The sequence below is a fragment of the Pseudomonas putida genome (assembly GCF_003228315.1).
In the GTDB taxonomy this organism is placed as follows: domain Bacteria; phylum Pseudomonadota; class Gammaproteobacteria; order Pseudomonadales; family Pseudomonadaceae; genus Aquipseudomonas; species Aquipseudomonas putida_S.
In genome coordinates, this window is the sequence record NZ_CP029693.1 from 4,747,769 (window position 1) to 4,763,203 (window position 15,435).

14 protein-coding genes are annotated in these 15,435 nt (G+C 60.8%); 11 read left to right on the forward strand and 3 right to left on the reverse strand.

Going from position 1 to position 15,435, the window contains the following annotated elements:
* Positions 1–10: 10 nt before the first annotated feature.
* Complete coding sequence (locus DKY63_RS22210) at positions 11–1,549, reverse strand: HDOD domain-containing protein (protein WP_110966057.1); 1,539 nt, start codon at positions 1,547–1,549, stop codon at positions 11–13.
* A 166-nt stretch (positions 1,550–1,715) separates the two neighbouring features.
* On the opposite strand from DKY63_RS22210, the gene motA reads away from it, so the two are divergent.
* Together motA and motB are read left to right on the forward strand one after the other, a co-directional pair.
* The gene (gene motA / locus DKY63_RS22215) at positions 1,716–2,567 is read left to right on the forward strand and encodes a flagellar motor stator protein MotA (protein ID WP_110966058.1); all 852 of its coding nucleotides are present in this window, start codon (positions 1,716–1,718) and stop codon (positions 2,565–2,567) included.
* 162 nt (positions 2,568–2,729) lie between these two features.
* Positions 2,730–3,752: a flagellar motor protein MotB gene (gene motB, locus DKY63_RS22225; protein WP_110966059.1), complete on the forward strand. Its 1,023-nt coding sequence runs from the start codon at positions 2,730–2,732 to the stop codon at positions 3,750–3,752.
* 52 nt (positions 3,753–3,804) lie between these two features.
* Here the strand turns inward: motB and rsgA are convergent, their stop codons facing one another.
* Positions 3,805–4,836 (reverse strand): small ribosomal subunit biogenesis GTPase RsgA, encoded by a 1,032-nt coding sequence (gene rsgA, locus DKY63_RS22230; protein ID WP_110966060.1) that lies wholly within the window; start codon positions 4,834–4,836, stop codon positions 3,805–3,807.
* Between the two features lie 107 nt (positions 4,837–4,943).
* Between rsgA and orn the strand changes: the two genes are divergently transcribed.
* A complete protein-coding gene (orn, locus tag DKY63_RS22235) occupies positions 4,944–5,486 on the forward strand; it encodes an oligoribonuclease (RefSeq protein WP_110966061.1) in 543 nt (180 codons plus the stop codon).
* A 173-nt stretch (positions 5,487–5,659) separates the two neighbouring features.
* Positions 5,660–6,271: a trimeric intracellular cation channel family protein gene (locus DKY63_RS22240; protein ID WP_110966062.1), complete on the forward strand. Its 612-nt coding sequence runs from the start codon at positions 5,660–5,662 to the stop codon at positions 6,269–6,271.
* An 8-nt stretch (positions 6,272–6,279) separates the two neighbouring features.
* Here DKY63_RS22240 and queG read toward each other — a convergent pair whose 3' ends face one another.
* On the reverse strand, positions 6,280–7,344 hold the full coding sequence (gene queG / locus DKY63_RS22245; RefSeq protein WP_110966063.1) for a tRNA epoxyqueuosine(34) reductase QueG: 1,065 nt from the start codon (positions 7,342–7,344) through the stop codon (positions 6,280–6,282).
* A gap of 63 nt (positions 7,345–7,407) precedes the next feature.
* Here queG and DKY63_RS22250 point away from each other — a divergent pair, with 63 nt between their 5' ends.
* From DKY63_RS22250 to hflX, 7 genes are all read left to right on the forward strand, one after another.
* The gene (locus DKY63_RS22250) at positions 7,408–8,907 is read left to right on the forward strand and encodes an NAD(P)H-hydrate dehydratase (protein ID WP_110966064.1); all 1,500 of its coding nucleotides are present in this window, start codon (positions 7,408–7,410) and stop codon (positions 8,905–8,907) included.
* Positions 8,895–9,365, forward strand: a complete 471-nt coding sequence (tsaE, locus tag DKY63_RS22255; RefSeq protein WP_110966065.1) for a tRNA (adenosine(37)-N6)-threonylcarbamoyltransferase complex ATPase subunit type 1 TsaE — start codon at positions 8,895–8,897, stop codon at positions 9,363–9,365. The genes DKY63_RS22250 and tsaE overlap by 13 nt, the downstream gene beginning before the upstream one ends.
* The gene (locus tag DKY63_RS22260; protein ID WP_110966066.1) at positions 9,366–10,796 is read left to right on the forward strand and encodes an N-acetylmuramoyl-L-alanine amidase; all 1,431 of its coding nucleotides are present in this window, start codon (positions 9,366–9,368) and stop codon (positions 10,794–10,796) included.
* Entirely contained in the window at positions 10,793–12,703 is a 1,911-nt protein-coding gene (gene mutL, locus DKY63_RS22265; protein ID WP_110966067.1) for a DNA mismatch repair endonuclease MutL, read from the forward strand. The genes DKY63_RS22260 and mutL overlap by 4 nt, the downstream gene beginning before the upstream one ends.
* On the forward strand, positions 12,703–13,674 hold the full coding sequence (gene miaA, locus DKY63_RS22270) for a tRNA (adenosine(37)-N6)-dimethylallyltransferase MiaA (RefSeq protein ID WP_110966068.1): 972 nt from the start codon (positions 12,703–12,705) through the stop codon (positions 13,672–13,674). Before mutL ends, miaA begins: the two co-directional genes overlap by 1 nt.
* 94 nt (positions 13,675–13,768) lie before the next feature.
* On the forward strand, positions 13,769–14,029 hold the full coding sequence (gene hfq, locus DKY63_RS22275; protein WP_110966069.1) for an RNA chaperone Hfq: 261 nt from the start codon (positions 13,769–13,771) through the stop codon (positions 14,027–14,029).
* A gap of 12 nt (positions 14,030–14,041) precedes the next feature.
* A complete protein-coding gene (hflX, locus tag DKY63_RS22280; RefSeq protein WP_110966070.1) occupies positions 14,042–15,343 on the forward strand; it encodes a ribosome rescue GTPase HflX in 1,302 nt (433 codons plus the stop codon).
* Positions 15,344–15,435 lie beyond the last annotated feature (92 nt).

Genomic DNA, 15,435 nt, shown 5'->3' on the forward strand with positions numbered 1-15,435 from the left:
TAACGCAGGCTTATTTGCCGCGCTGACTAAAGGTATTCAGCGCCTTCTCGATGCACTGCGCGGTTTTGCCAAAGGCTTGTACGGTGATTTCCGAAAACGGTCCGCCGCCCTGATCGGCGACGACAATCATGATTACCCGGCCATTGTTGACCAGCGATCGCAGCAACAGGTGTTCGCCGCTGAACTGGGCCCGCAGGCCATTGGGCAGCAAGGCAGAAAATTGGGCGTTGTTGTCCGGTGTGATCCGTACCTGTGCCTGTTGCGCAAGCAGGCGTTGCAGCACGTTGCTCTGGCTGACCACGAAATTCAGGCCGGCGGCTTCTTTCGGCAGCCCGGCCGTCTGGTGCACCCGCAGATTGGCGTGGGTGCGATCGGCCATGAGGATCATCACCCGGCGCATGCCACAGGCAATCAATGCATCCCGGGCCGAAGTGGTCAGGTGCATGGCGTTGGTGAAGCGGCTCGGCTCGGCCAGAAGTTCGGCACATTGGTTGCGCCACTTGGCCAGGTCTTCGGTGGTGGGGGCCGGGGCTGGCAGCAGGCCGGCATGAATGCGGTTGGTGCCCCATGGCCAGAGCAACGCTACGGCGGGGTGCCATAGATCAGGCATGGCGTGGTAGCGCGCACTGTTGGCCGCTTGCTGGTGCAGTTGCTGCTGCACTTCGTCCATCGAAATTTGCAGATAGAGGCTGGTCAGGTACTGCCAGCGTTGGCTGTGCGGGCAGTCCCAGGCCTGTTGCGCCGAGAGCGCCAGACCGTTGGCCAGCAACACCGTGTTGGCCGGTTGATTGAGCCAGCGGCGCAGGGTCGGGTCGTCGTCAAGGCGGTTCTGTTGGCGTAATGGATGCTCGCTGTCGCGGGCAATTCGCAGCACTTTCACCAGTTCCCGCTGCTCGGTCAGCAGCAGTTTATAGCCCTGCTGGACCCAGATCGGCAGGCGCCAGAGGTCCACCAGGGCCAGGGCGATTTGCAACAGACGCGCGCCAAACAACTGCTTTTCGACTTTACGGGCCGATTCGCCCTTGTGGATAACCCGCAGTTCCCAGTCTTCGAGCAACTGCGGATGGGTCAGCGCCAATGGCCATAACGGAGAGAGAAACAGTAGGCTGCCCCAATGGATGTCCTGCCACAGCCGCGCCAGGCGACTGGCGAAAAAGCCATTGGCCTGTTGTGTGGCGTGCTGGCTGATCATCTGCAGTTGGCGCAGGGGCTTGGGGATTTCGTTCTGGGGCAAGGCGGGCAGGCGTTCGAGCAGTTCCTCGGTACGCTTGAGGCCGAGGCGACTGATCGCCACTTCGAGGTTTTCCGCCGGCTCGCTCAAGGTACCGTGAGTGTGCCGGTTGGCTTCGCGGAAGATGCTCAACGCCAGGGCGGGGCTGTCCTGCATCAGTTCGGCAATGTTGCGCAACGAGCTGCGATTGTCGCGGATCGCCCGGCAGACACGGTCGTGACTGGCTTGCGGAACCGGCAGTCGCACGCCGTCCAGAAGTTTGACCCAGCCGTCGAGGGTGGTCGGTTTTTGAGTCGATACGTTCGTTTCGTTAGCCATGTGTGGAGGCGATCATCATCAACATTACCGGGGCCCGGAGTGGGTCAAATTGGCTTTTCGCCTGAACTGCCTTTAGTCTGGCGCAGTTTTGCCGATAAGTAGAAGAAGAGATTTATTAACTTCCGAATATGACCTTGAACCCGACTCAGTAAGTGCTCCCCTACCTATGGCTAAAATAATCGGCATCATCGTCGTATTCGCGAGCGTGCTCGGCGGATACGTGCTCTCCCACGGTAAAATTGCCGCTCTGATCCAGCCCTTCGAGGTCATGATCATCGGTGGTGCGGCCCTCGGCGCATTCCTTCAGGCCAACCCCGGCTATATGACGATGCACGTGCTCAAGAAGTCCCTGAGCATGTTCGGTTCGCGCTTCAGTCATGGTTTCTATCTTGAAGTGCTGGGCCTGATCTACGAGATCCTCAACAAGAGTCGTCGCGAAGGCATGATGGCCATCGAGGCTGACATCGAAGACGCCGCCGCGAGCCCGATCTTCGCCAAGTACCCATCGGTCCTCAAGGACGAGCGCATGACGGCGTTCATCTGCGACTACCTGCGCATCATGTCCTCCGGCAACATGGCTCCCCACGAACTCGAAGGTCTGTTCGACATGGAGCTGTACAGCCTCAAGGAAGACCTGGAGCACCCGTCCCACGCGGTGAATGGCATCGCTGACGCCATGCCCGGTTTCGGTATCGTTGCGGCGGTACTGGGTATTGTTGTGACCATGGCTTCCCTGGGCGAGGGCGATCAGAAGTCCATCGGCCTGCACGTGGGTGCGGCGCTGGTAGGTACCTTCTTCGGTATTCTCGCGGCCTACGGCTTCTTCGGCCCGCTGGCCCATTCCCTGGCTCACGACGCCAAGGAAGAACTGAACATCTACGAAGCCATCAAGGCCTCGCTGGTGGCCTCGGCTTCCGGCATGCCTCCATCGCTGGCCGTGGAGTTCGGGCGCAAGGTTCTGTACCCGGCGCACCGTCCTAGCTTCGCCGAGCTGGAACAAGCGGTTCGCGGTCGATAGTGCTCTGTTTCGCAAATACGTTCCTTTTTTGGCGAGTGGCTGGTGTCGCCAGACAAGGCGCCGCGACGAGTCATAGCCCGCTATGGCGAGGAGCGGCAACGCCGTATGGCGACAACAGACACCGTCAAAAAGGAACAGTATTTGTGAGACAGAGCACTCTCCATGGAAAATAATCAGCCGATAATCATCAAGCGCGTCAAGCGCTACGCCGGCGGGCATCACGGGGGCGCCTGGAAAATCGCCTTCGCTGACTTCGCCACGGCGATGATGGCGTTCTTCCTGGTGTTGTGGCTGCTGTCCACCGCAACGCCGGAGCAGAAGATCGCCATCGCCGGTTACTTCAAGGACCCGATCGGCTTCTCCGAAAGTGGCACGCCCTACATCATCGATCTGGGCGGTACGCCGACCCTTGCGCCGGAAAACACCCTCAACCCCGAGGTGAAGTCCCAGCCGCAGCCGGACAAGGTCACGGTCGACGCCGAACAGGTCGAAGGCATGGCCGAGATGGTGGAGAAGGAGCGTCTCGAGCTGTTGCTGCAGGAGTTGCAGAACAAGGTCGAAGAGAATCCGCAGCTGCAGAAATTCAAAGACCAGATCATGTTCGAGATCACCCCGGACGGTTTGCGCATCCAGATCGTGGACGCCGAGAACCGGCCGATGTTCGACTCGGGTTCCGCACGCCTGAAACCGTATTTTGAAGACATCCTGCTGGCCATGGCCGACACCATCAAAGCGGTGCCGAACAAGATCAGCATCAGCGGTCACACCGACGCCAAGCCGTACAGCGGCCAGGGTGATTTCGGCAACTGGGAGCTGTCGGCCAACCGCGCCAACGCCGCGCGACGTGCACTGGTGGCAGGCAGTTATCCGGAGCAGCAAGTGGCGCGGGTGGTCGGTTATGCGTCGTCGGCGCTGTTTGACCGCGAACACCCGTTCAACCCGGTCAACCGCCGTATCGACATCATCGTGCTGACCAAGAAAGCCCAGCGCGCCATCGAAGGTTCGCAAGGCGCGGAACCGGCTCCGGATACTCCGCCAGCGACTCCGGGCGCAGCACCGGCTCCGCCGGCCGACCCGAATGCGTTGCCGGCGGACAAGGAACCGTTGCCGGCGCATGAGCTGCGTGAACGGCTGAATCTGTTCGATGATCCGGCGCCGAAGCCGGGTGAAGCGCCCAAACAGTGACCCATGAAAAAGCCGCGATAATCGCGGCTTTTTCATGTCTGCGGGAAACGACTCAGTAGCCGGTTTCCGGCAGGCTGGCGATGATCGAGCGGTAGCTGTTCATCCGTTGTTGCTGCACGCGACCGTCTTCCAGGGCCTTGAGCAGAGCGCAACCGGGTTCGCGGTCGTGCTTGCAGTCGCGGAAGCGGCAGGTGCCGAGCAGGTCGTTGAACTCGATGAAACCGGCCTCGACATCGGCACGGCTGACATGGCCAAGGCCGAACTCACGGATACCCGGGGAGTCGATCAGCTCGCCGCCGCCGGGGAAGTGGAACAGGCGCGCGGTGGTGGTGGTGTGGGTGCCCTGGCCGGACAGTTCGGACAGCGGGCCGACACGGGTTTCGACGTCAGGCAGCAGACTGTTGACCAACGAAGACTTGCCGACGCCGGACTGACCGACGAACACACTGATGCGTCCGTCCAGCCGCTGCTGAAGTTGCTCCATGCCATTGCCGTGGTGAGCCGATACTTCAAGCACTGGGTAGCCCAGGGTGCGGTAGACACCGAGCAAGGCATTCAGCGCCGGGGCGTTGTGCTCATCGATCAAGTCGTACTTGTTCAGCAATAGCAGAGGCTTGATGCCCGCGTGTTCGGCGGCGACGAGGTAGCGGTCGATCAGGTTGGCGTGGGGCTCGGGCAGCGGCGCGAAAACGATGACAATCATGTCGACGTTGGCGGCGACCGGCTTGAGCTGGCCACGGCTGTCCGGGCGGCACAGTTCGGTATGCCGTGGCAGTTGCGCGACGATCACCCCGATGCCCTGATTGCCTGCACGCCAGACCACCTGGTCGCCGGTCACCAGCGCCGGCAGGTTGGCGCGCAAGTGGCAACGGAACACCTGGCCGGCATGTTCGCCATCACGGGCTTCGACTTCGACCTGCACACCGAAGTGCGCGATCACCAGGCCGTGCTGCTCGGGGCCCAGATCGCCGCCCTCGAGTGCCTGGACAGCCGAGGACTCGCGTTTGGCGGCGCGGGCAGCGCGTTCGCCCTGAATCTTTTCGATGCGCCAGTTTTGGCGACGATTGAGTTGGCGTTTGGCCATGGGTGTTCCGTATCAAGAATGCAGCGATTAGGTAAAACGGCCGCGAGTTTAGCACGCCCGGCCACCGGCCTAGGCTAAACTGCGCAGCATTGCCTAGGAGCCGACACATGCAAAGTTCGCAAAACCTGATCTGGATCGACCTGGAAATGACCGGTCTGAACCCGGATACCGACGTCATCATCGAAATGGCCACCATCGTCACCGACAGTGACCTGAATACTTTGGCCGAAGGGCCGGTCATCGCCATCCACCACAGTGACGAAGTGCTCGCCACGATGGACGAGTGGAATACCCGCACCCACGGCAACTCGGGCCTGACCCAGCGCGTGCGCGAAAGCCGCATCAGCATGGCCGAAGCCGAAGCCCAGACCCTCGAGTTCCTGGAGAAATGGGTGCCGAAGGGCAAGTCGCCGATCTGCGGCAACAGCATCTGCCAGGATCGTCGCTTCCTTTATACGCACATGAAATCCCTGGAAAGCTTCTTTCACTACCGCAACCTCGACGTTTCGACGCTCAAGGAGCTGGCGGCACGCTGGGCGCCGGACGTGCGCGACAGCTTCAAAAAGGGCAGCACCCACCTGGCCCTGGACGACATCCGTGAGTCCATCGCCGAGTTGCAGCATTACCGCAAGCATTTCATCAAGTTCTGATCAGTCGGTGTTTGCTCTGGCCTCATCACGAGCAAGCTCGCTCCCACAGAAGCATTGCGCAGACCCGTGGGAGCGAGCTTGCTCGCGATGACGTCCTTTCAGCCACTGAGACCCTCTTTTGGTGCCTGGGTGAAGTGCGTAGACTGCGCGCCTTTTTCGCAAGGACCGCCACCATGTTGCTGATGCTCTACCTGATCGCCATCACCGCCGAAGCCATGACCGGGGCGCTGTCTGCGGGCCGTCGCGGCATGGACTGGTTTGGCGTGGTGCTGATCGCTTGCGTCACGGCTTTGGGTGGCGGTTCGGTGCGGGATGTGTTGCTCGGCCACTATCCCCTGACCTGGGTCAAACACCCGGAATACCTGGTGCTGACCAGCATCGCGGCGATGTTCACGGTCTTCACCGCCCGCTGGATGCGTCACCTGCGCTCATTGTTTCTGGTGCTAGACGCCGTCGGCCTGGTGGCCTTCACCCTGATCGGCTGCATGACTGCCCTGGAAATGGGGCACGGCATGCTGGTCGCTTCCGTCAGCGGCGTGATTACCGGGGTTTTCGGCGGCATCCTGCGCGATATCTTCTGCAACGACATCCCGCTGATCTTCCGTCGCGAGCTCTACGCCAGCGTCTCTTTCGCGGCAGCGTGGTGTTACATGCTTTGCCTTTGGCTGAATTTGCCAAGTGAACAGGCGCTTCTGATCACGCTGTTCGGCGGCTTCTTGTTGCGCTTGCTGGCGATCCGTTTTCACTGGGAAATGCCCAAGTTCGTCTATAACGACGAGGCCTGACGCGTTTTTTACCCGATACCGTGTTGTTTCAACGCCCACTCGACGTGTTCGCGGACCATGTCGGACGGATAATCCCGTCGTGCCTTCAGCGCCTCCAGTACCGGAATCGTCGAGGGCGCGTTACCCAAGCCGACGGCCAGATTGCGCAGCCAGCTTTCGTAACCCGCCCGTCGCAGTGGTGAGCCTTCGGTGCTGCTCAGAAACCTGGCTTCGTCCCACATGAACAGCTCGGCCAGATCGGCGTTGTCCAGGTTGTGGCGGGGTTTGAAATCGCTTTCCCCCGACGGACGGGCAAAGCGGTTCCATGGGCAGACGATCTGGCAGTCATCGCAGCCGAATACCCGATTGCCGATCAGCGGTCGCAGGTCTTCGGGAATCGCACCCTTGAGTTCGATGGTCAGGTAGGAAATGCAGCGACGAGCGTCCAGAACGTAGGGGCCGACAAAGGCATTGGTCGGGCAGATGTCGAGGCAGGCGCTGCAGCGGCCGCAATGCTCGGTGGCGTGGGGTGGGTCCACGGGCAGTGGCAAATCGACGAACAGTTCGGCGAGGAAGAAATAACTGCCCGCCTTGCGGTTCAAGACCAGAGTGTTTTTGCCGATCCAGCCCAGGCCGGCCTGCTCCGCGATGGCTTTTTCCAGCACCGGCGCGCTGTCGACGAAGGCACGAAAGCCAAATGGACCGATGACGGCCTGAATTTTTTCCGCCAGTTGTTGCACGCGCTTGCGGATCAACTTGTGGTAATCGCGGCCCAGGGCATACCGCGAGACGTAGGCTTTTTCCGGTTGGGCCAGCAACTGCGCCATTTTGGTATCGCCGGACAGGTAGTCCATACGCAGTGAAACTACGCGCAGGGTGCCCGGTACCAGTTCTTCGGGGTGCGAGCGCTTGCTGCCATGGGCGCCCATGTAGTCCATTTCGCCGTGGTAGCCGGCTTCCAGCCAGCGCTCCAGGTGTTGCTCATGCTCACCCAGGTCGAGGCCGCTGATGCCGACTTGCTGGAAACCCAGTTCGCGGCCCCAGTCCTTGATGGATTGAGCGAGGGCGGGCAGGTCTGTGGTAATTGCGGGCATGAGGCGAGAGAAACCGGAGCTGAGGTGCGTATAATTCTGCCAGACATCGGAGCCCGAAGACGCATGCCGCACACTAAAGATGATTTCCCCGACGCGCTGTACAGCGCCGCGCAGGTCCGAGCACTCGATGCCAGCCTGATCGCTGCCGGTACGCCGGGCTTCGAACTGATGCAGCGTGCCGCGCGGGCGACATGGCGTGCGCTGGTACGCCAATGGCCGACGGCGAACGAATTGACCGTAGTTGCTGGCCACGGTAATAACGCCGGCGATGGCTATCTTGTCGCGGTATTGGCCCGGCGCGCGGGCTGGTCGGTGCGGGTATTGGCAGCGGGCGATCCGCAACTGCTGCGTGGTGATGCGGCTTCGGCCCATGCTGAAGCACTTTCCGAAAAGGTTTCCATCGAGCCTTGGACCGTGCAATCCGAACTGCGCGGCCTCGTGCTGGATGCATTGCTCGGTATTGGTCTTAGCGGTGACGTGCGCGAGCCCTACGCCAGTGTGATTGCTGCGCTCAACGCCAGCGGGCTGCCGGTCGCGGCAGTGGATATCCCTTCCGGTCTTTGCGCTGACACCGGCCGCATCCTTGGTTGCGCGGTGAGAGCTGACCTGACCGTCACCTTCATCGGCTTGAAACCGGGCCTGTTTACCGGCGATGCGGCGGATGTAGTGGGTGAACTGGTGTTCAATGACCTGCATGCCGATCCGCAGCTGCTGGAGGCTGCGCCGGCCAGTGCTCTTCGCTTGACCGTCGGCAATCTGCCGCGCCTGGCCTCCCGGCCACCGACCTCCCATAAAGGCAAGTTCGGCCATCTGCTGCTGATCGGCGGCGATCGAGGTTTGGGTGGGGCGATTCTGCTGAGTGCACAGAGTGCGTTGCGCAGCGGGGCAGGGCTGGTGTCAGTGGCGACTCGCAGCGAACACGTACCTGCCGCTCTGGCGAGGATCCCCGAAGCGATGGTGTTGGGGACCTCTTCTGCCAATCAGTTGATGGAATTGCTTCAAAAGGTTTCCGTCTTGGTCGTCGGTCCTGGTCTGGGGCAAGCGGCTTGGGGGCGTAGCCTGTTGTCCGCCGCCGCCAACGCACCGCTGCCGCAAGTCTGGGATGCCGACGCGCTGAACCTGTTGGCCGAAGAGCGCGTGAATTTGCCCAAAGGTTGTGTAATCACACCGCATCCGGGTGAAGCCGCACACCTTCTCGGCATCAGTACCGCCCAGGTTCAGGCTGATCGACCGGCAGCAGTTCATGCATTGAGCAAAAAATATGCAGCGGTTGTGGTGCTCAAGGGCGCCGGCAGCCTGATCGCTAGCCCCGACGGACGGTTGGCGGTGTGTCATCAAGGACACCCGGCAATGGCTACCGCGGGCTTGGGGGATGTTCTGGCCGGGCTGGTTGGCGCACTGCTGGCCCAGGGCATGGGCGCGTTCGACGCTGCCTGCCTGGCGGTCTGGCTGCACGCCAATGCCGGCGAGCAACAAGGTAAATTCGGCCGCGGGCTGGCGGCCACTGATCTGATTCCAGCCATTCGTCAGTTGTTGGAGGAGCAAGCACCGTGTCTGAAGTAACCCTGTACCTGGCGGATGAAGAGGCGATGACCGCGTTTGGCACACGTATCGCCCAGATCACGAAAGGGCACGGCCTGATCTTTCTCGAGGGCAACCTGGGCATGGGCAAGACCACCCTGTCCCGGGGCATTATCCGGGGCCTTGGGCATGTCGGGGCAGTGAAAAGCCCGACCTTTACCTTGGTCGAACCCTACGAGATTGGCGAGATTCGTGCCTTTCACTTCGATCTCTATCGCCTCGTCGACCCGGAGGAGCTGGAGTTCCTCGGTATCCGCGACTATTTCGAAGACGATGCCCTGTGCCTGATCGAGTGGCCCGATAAAGGTGCAGGCTTTTTGCCAAAGCCTGACCTGACCATTACCATTAGCCCGCAAGACAGCGGGCGTTCGCTGAAAATTTTGTCCCAAGGCTCGCGAGGCGAGTCGTGGTGTGCCGCTTTGGCATTGGAATCCAAATAGATGATGGGGTTAGGTATGCGCTTTCGCGCGTTGGTTGCTGCCGTTGGGGTGTTGTTTCTGGCGGTAACCGTCGACGCTTTGGCCGAGACGAAGGTCAACAGCGTGCGCCTGTGGAGGGCGCCGGACAACACGCGGCTGGTGTTTGACCTGAGCGGTCCCGTGCAACACAGCGTCTTTACCCTGACGGCTCCAGACCGCCTGGTCATCGACATTAACGGCGCGACCTTGGGCGCACCGTTGAACATCAACAGCGCCAATACGCCGATCACGGCGATGCGCTCTGCTCAGCGCACACCGACCGACCTGCGGGTGGTCATCGACCTGAAAAAGGCCGTCACTCCGAAAAGCTTCTCTCTGGCCCCCAATGCCCAATATGGCAACCGGTTGGTGGTCGACCTCTTTGATAACCCTGCAGACGCCGCGCCGCCGCCAGCGCCGACACCGTCGGTGGCCACTGTTCCGGCCGTGCCGGTCACGCCTGCCGAGCCGGCCATCAAGTTGCCGCCGGCACCTGCCGGCAAGCGCGACATTATTGTGGTGATCGATGCCGGTCACGGTGGTGAAGACCCGGGTGCCTCCGGCTCCCGCGGCCAGCGCGAAAAAGATGTGGTGCTGCAGATCGCCCGCGAACTGCAACGCCAGGTCAACGGCATGAAAGGCTTCCGCGCCGAGCTGACCCGTACTGGCGACTACTTCATCCCGCTGCGCGGCCGTACCGAAATCGCCCGCAAGAAAGGCGCGGATCTGTTCGTCTCGATCCACGCCGACGCCGCGCCGTCGGCCGCCGCGTTCGGGGCCTCGGTGTTCGCCCTGTCTGATCGCGGTGCCACCTCGGAAACTGCGCGCTGGTTGGCCGACAGTGAAAACCGCTCCGACTTGATCGGTGGTGCCGGCAACGTCAGCCTCGATGACAAGGACCGCATGCTCGCAGGCGTGCTGCTGGATCTGTCGATGACCGCGTCCCTGACGTCCAGCCTGAACGTCGGTCAGAAGGTCCTGAGCAACATTGGTCGAGTCACGCCTCTGCACAAGCAGCGAGTTGAGCAAGCCGGGTTCATGGTGTTGAAGTCGCCGGACATTCCGTCGATCCTGGTGGAAACCGGGTTCATCTCCAATGCCAATGAAGCCTCGAAGCTCGCGGCATCCAGCCATCAACAGGCGCTGGCGCGCTCCATCAGCAGTGGCGTGCGGCAGTTCTTCCAACAGAATCCGCCACCGGGCACTTACATCGCCTGGCTGCGTGACTCCGGCAAAATCGCCCAAGGGCCGCGTGACCACCGGGTAAGCCCTGGCGAAACCCTGGCGATGATCGCCGTGCGTTATCAGGTGTCGCCAGCCGCGTTGCGCAGTGCCAACAACCTGTCGAGCGATGAGCTCAAGATTGGTCAACATTTGACCATTCCGGGTACTGAACTGGCGGCCAAAGAATGAATGAGGTCGTGATCAACCCGGCTCGCATCGAGCTGCTCAGCCCGCGCCTGGCGAACCAGATCGCCGCCGGCGAGGTGGTTGAGCGCCCGGCGTCGGTGATCAAGGAGTTGCTGGAAAACAGCCTCGACTCCGGCGCCAAGCGTATCGATGTCGATGTGGAGCAGGGCGGCGTCAAGTTGCTGCGAGTCCGCGATGATGGCAGCGGCATTTCCGCCGATGACCTGCCCCTGGCACTGGCCCGTCACGCCACCAGCAAGATCCGGAATCTGGAAGACCTCGAACAGGTGATGAGCCTGGGGTTTCGCGGCGAGGCATTGGCTTCGATCAGTTCCGTGGCGCGCCTGACCCTGACCTCGCGTACCCGCGAGGCCGACCAGGCCTGGCAGGTCGAGACCGAAGGCCGTGAGATGTCGCCGCGAGTGCAGCCGGCAGCGCATCCGGTGGGCACTTCAGTCGAAGTACGCGACCTGTTTTTCAATACGCCGGCACGACGCAAGTTTCTCAAGACTGAAAAAACCGAATTCGATCATCTTCAAGAAGTGATCAGGCGCCTGGCTCTGGCACGTTTCGACGTAGCCTTCCATCTGCGCCATAACGGCAAGACCATCCTCAGCCTGCACGAAGCCCGCGATGACGCGGCCCGTGCCCGGCGGGTAGCCGCCATTTGCGGGCCGGGTTTCCTGGAGCAGGCGCTGCCGATCGAAATCGAGCGCAACGGCTTGCATTTGTGGGGTTGGGTCGGGTTGCCTACGTTCAACCGCAGTCAGGCGGATCTGCAGTATTTCTTCGTCAATGGCCGAGCAGTGCGAGACAAGCTGGTGGCCCACGCGGTGCGCCAGGCCTATCGTGACGTGCTGTTCAACGGCCGGCACCCGACCTTCGTGCTGTTTTTCGAGGTCGATCCGACAGGCGTCGACGTCAACGTGCACCCGACCAAACACGAAGTACGCTTCCGTGAAGGGCGCATGGTTCACGACTTCCTGTATGGCACCTTGCATCGTGCACTGGGCGATGTGCGGCCGGACGATCAATTGGCCGCGCCGGTTGCGACAGCCATCGTGCGACCTACGGGTCTCGAGGCGGGTGAATTCGGGCCCCAGGGTGAAATGAGCCTGGCAGCCAACGCACTGCTGGAGCAGCCGCAGGCACAGCCGTCATTCAACACGTCTTCGGGCTCCGGTTCCGGCGGGAGCTATCAATATCAGTACACCCCGCGTCCGCAATCGGCGGTTCCCGCCGCTGAAGCACAGGCTGCCTATCGCGAATTCTACGCGCCGCTGCCCGAAGCCAATGCAACGGCATTGCCAGCCGGGCAGGGCGATATTCCGCCGCTGGGTTATGCACTGGCACAGCTCAAGGGTATCTATATTCTTTCGGAAAATGCCCAGGGGCTGGTGCTGGTGGACATGCATGCCGCTCATGAGCGGATCATGTACGAGCGCCTGAAAGTGGCGATGGCCAGTGAAGGCCTCAGCGGTCAGCCGCTGTTGGTTCCAGAGTCGCTGGCGGTGAGCCAGCGTGAAGCCGATTGCGCCGAAGAGCACGTCGCCTGGTTCCAGCGCCTGGGCTTCGAGCTGCAGCGTCTGGGGCCTGAAACCCTGGCGATCCGGCAAATTCCGGCCCTGCTCAAGCAGGCGGAAGCCAATCGGCTGGTGGGCGACGTATTGGCTGACCTGATGGAGTACGGCACCAGCGACCGCATTCAGGCGCATCTGAACGAATTGCTCGGGACCATGGCCTGCCACGGCGCGGTCCGGGCGAATCGGCGCCTGGCGATACCGGAAATGAACGCTCTGCTGCGCGACATGGAAAATACCGAGCGCAGCGGTCAATGCAACCATGGCCGGCCGACCTGGACCCAACTGGGTCTGGATGATCTGGACAAACTGTTCTTGCGCGGTCGTTGATGAACCAGTTCCCACCCGCGATTTTTCTGATGGGCCCGACTGCGGCGGGCAAGACCGACCTGGCTATCGAACTCACCAAGGTGCTGCCGTGCGAGTTGATCAGCGTCGATTCGGCGTTGGTCTACCGTGGCATGGATATCGGTACCGCCAAGCCTTCCAAAGAACTTTTGGCGGAGTTTCCGCACCGCCTGATCGATATCCTTGATCCGGCAGAAAGTTACTCGGCGGCGGATTTTCGCCGTGACGCCCTCGAAGCCATGGCCGATATCACTGCGCGGGGAAAAATTCCGCTGTTGGTCGGCGGCACGATGCTCTATTACAAGGCTTTGCTTGAAGGCCTGGCGGATATGCCGGCAGCCGACCCGCACGTACGTGCCCAGATCGAAGAAGAAGCCGCACGCCTTGGTTGGCAAGCCCTGCATGACCAGTTGGCGGTAATTGACCCGGTTTCCGCCGCGCGCATTCATCCGAACGATCCGCAGCGACTCAGTCGAGCACTGGAAGTTTATCGCGTCAGCGGTCAGAGCATGACCGCCCTGCGCCTGCAACAATCTGCGCAAAGTACTGAAGCTGCGGCTTCGGGACGGCAACAATTGCCCTATACTGTCGCGAACTTGGCAATTGCTCCGGCAAATCGTCAGGTACTGCATGAGCGAATTAAACAAAGATTCACTTTAATGTTGGAACAGGGATTCATCGACGAGGTCGTAGCCCTGCGTGAGCGAAGTGACCTGCATGCCGGGTTGCCGTCTATACGTGCGGTAGGCTACCGACAAGTCTGGGATTACCTGGATGGCAAGCTGACGTCAGCCGAGATGCAGGAGCGTGGAATCATCGCCACGCGACAACTGGCAAAGCGTCAGTTCACCTGGTTGCGCAGTTGGACTGATTTACATTGGCTGGACAGTCTGGATTGCGACAATCTGCCGCGCGCCTTGAAATACTTGGGGACCATCTCCATATTGAGCTGAGTCCTTGCAATTGCCGTCTATCCTTGGGGGTGTGACGGCCACAAGTCATCTGATTACCTATTTTTTATATTGAATCCTTAAAGGAGTGCGGCACATGTCAAAAGGGCATTCGCTACAAGACCCTTACTTGAACACTTTACGTAAAGAGAAAGTTGGGGTTTCCATCTACCTGGTCAACGGTATCAAACTGCAAGGGACGATCGAGTCGTTCGACCAGTTCGTTATTCTGCTGAAAAACACCGTCAGCCAGATGGTCTACAAACACGCTATCTCTACAGTAGTGCCGGTTCGCCCGATTCGTCTGCCTAGCGCAGGTGATAACGAATCTGGTGATGCTGAGCCAGGTAACGCCTGATAGGAGTCTCCTTTGTTCTTTGAGCGCCACGGTGGTGGTGAGCGAGCCATTCTCGTTCACTTGGATGGTCAGGACCCTGAGGCGCGCGAAGATCCGCAGGAGTTTCAGGAGTTGGCAACGTCGGCTGGCGCCGAGACCGCCGCGTTTTTCAACGTGCCGCGTAATCGGCCAACCGCCAAATACCTGATTGGCAGCGGCAAGGTCGAGGAACTGCGCGACCTGGTCAAAGCCGAACAGGTTGATCTGGTGATTTTCAATCACATCCTCACGCCCAGTCAGGAACGTAACCTCGAACGTGTTTTCGAGTGTCGCGTGATCGATCGTACGGGTCTGATCCTCGATATCTTCGCCCAACGCGCCCGCACCCATGAAGGCAAGCTCCAGGTTGAACTGGCCCAGCTTGAGCACATGAGTACGCGGCTGGTTCGTGGCTGGACTCACCTTGAACGGCAGAAGGGCGGTATCGGTCTTCGTGGTCCGGGTGAAACCCAGCTGGAAACCGACCGGCGTCTGTTGCGGGTTCGCCTGCGGCAGATCAAGGGGCGCCTGGAAAAGGTCCGCAGCCAGCGCGAGCAGTCGCGTCGCGGCCGCAAGCGTGCGGACATCCCGACGGTTTCACTGGTGGGATATACCAACGCCGGCAAGTCGACGCTGTTCAACTCCGTCACCGAATCCGACGTTTTCGCCGCGGATCAACTGTTCGCCACCCTCGATCCGACCCTGCGCCGGCTTGAGCTCGATGACCTCGGGCCAATCGTGCTGGCCGATACTGTGGGGTTCATTCGTCATCTGCCGCACAAACTGGTCGAGGCATTTCGGGCTACGCTCGAAGAGTCGAGCAACTCCGACCTGCTGCTGCACGTGATCGACTCCCATGAGCCGGAGCGTATGGCCCAGATCGAACAGGTCATGGTGGTGCTCGGGGAGATCGGGGCCCAGGACTTGCCGATCCTGGAGGTATACAACAAACTCGATTTGCTCGAGGGTGTTGAGCCGCAGATCCAGCGTGATGCCGATGGCAAACCGCAGCGGGTCTGGTTGTCGGCCAAGGACGGTACGGGCCTGGACCTGCTCAAGCAGGCTGTGGCCGAGCTGCTCGGCGATGATTTGTTTGTTGGCACCTTGCGCTTGCCGCAACGTTTTGCTCGACTGCGTGCGCAGTTTTTCGAACTCGGTGCGGTACAGAAAGAAGAACATGACGAAGAAGGTCTCAGTTTGCTGGCTGTGCGTTTACCACGGGCCGAATTGAATCGGCTGGTGAGCCGCGAAGGCTTGCAGCCGCTGGACTTCATCGAGCAACACACTTTGCAATAAAAGCCTGAGAAAGCGGTTGTGTCGTGGTGACAGGCATTCTGTAGCATTGGCCGACGCGCCGTGGGTGCGTCTTTGCTTTATCAGATGGAGAG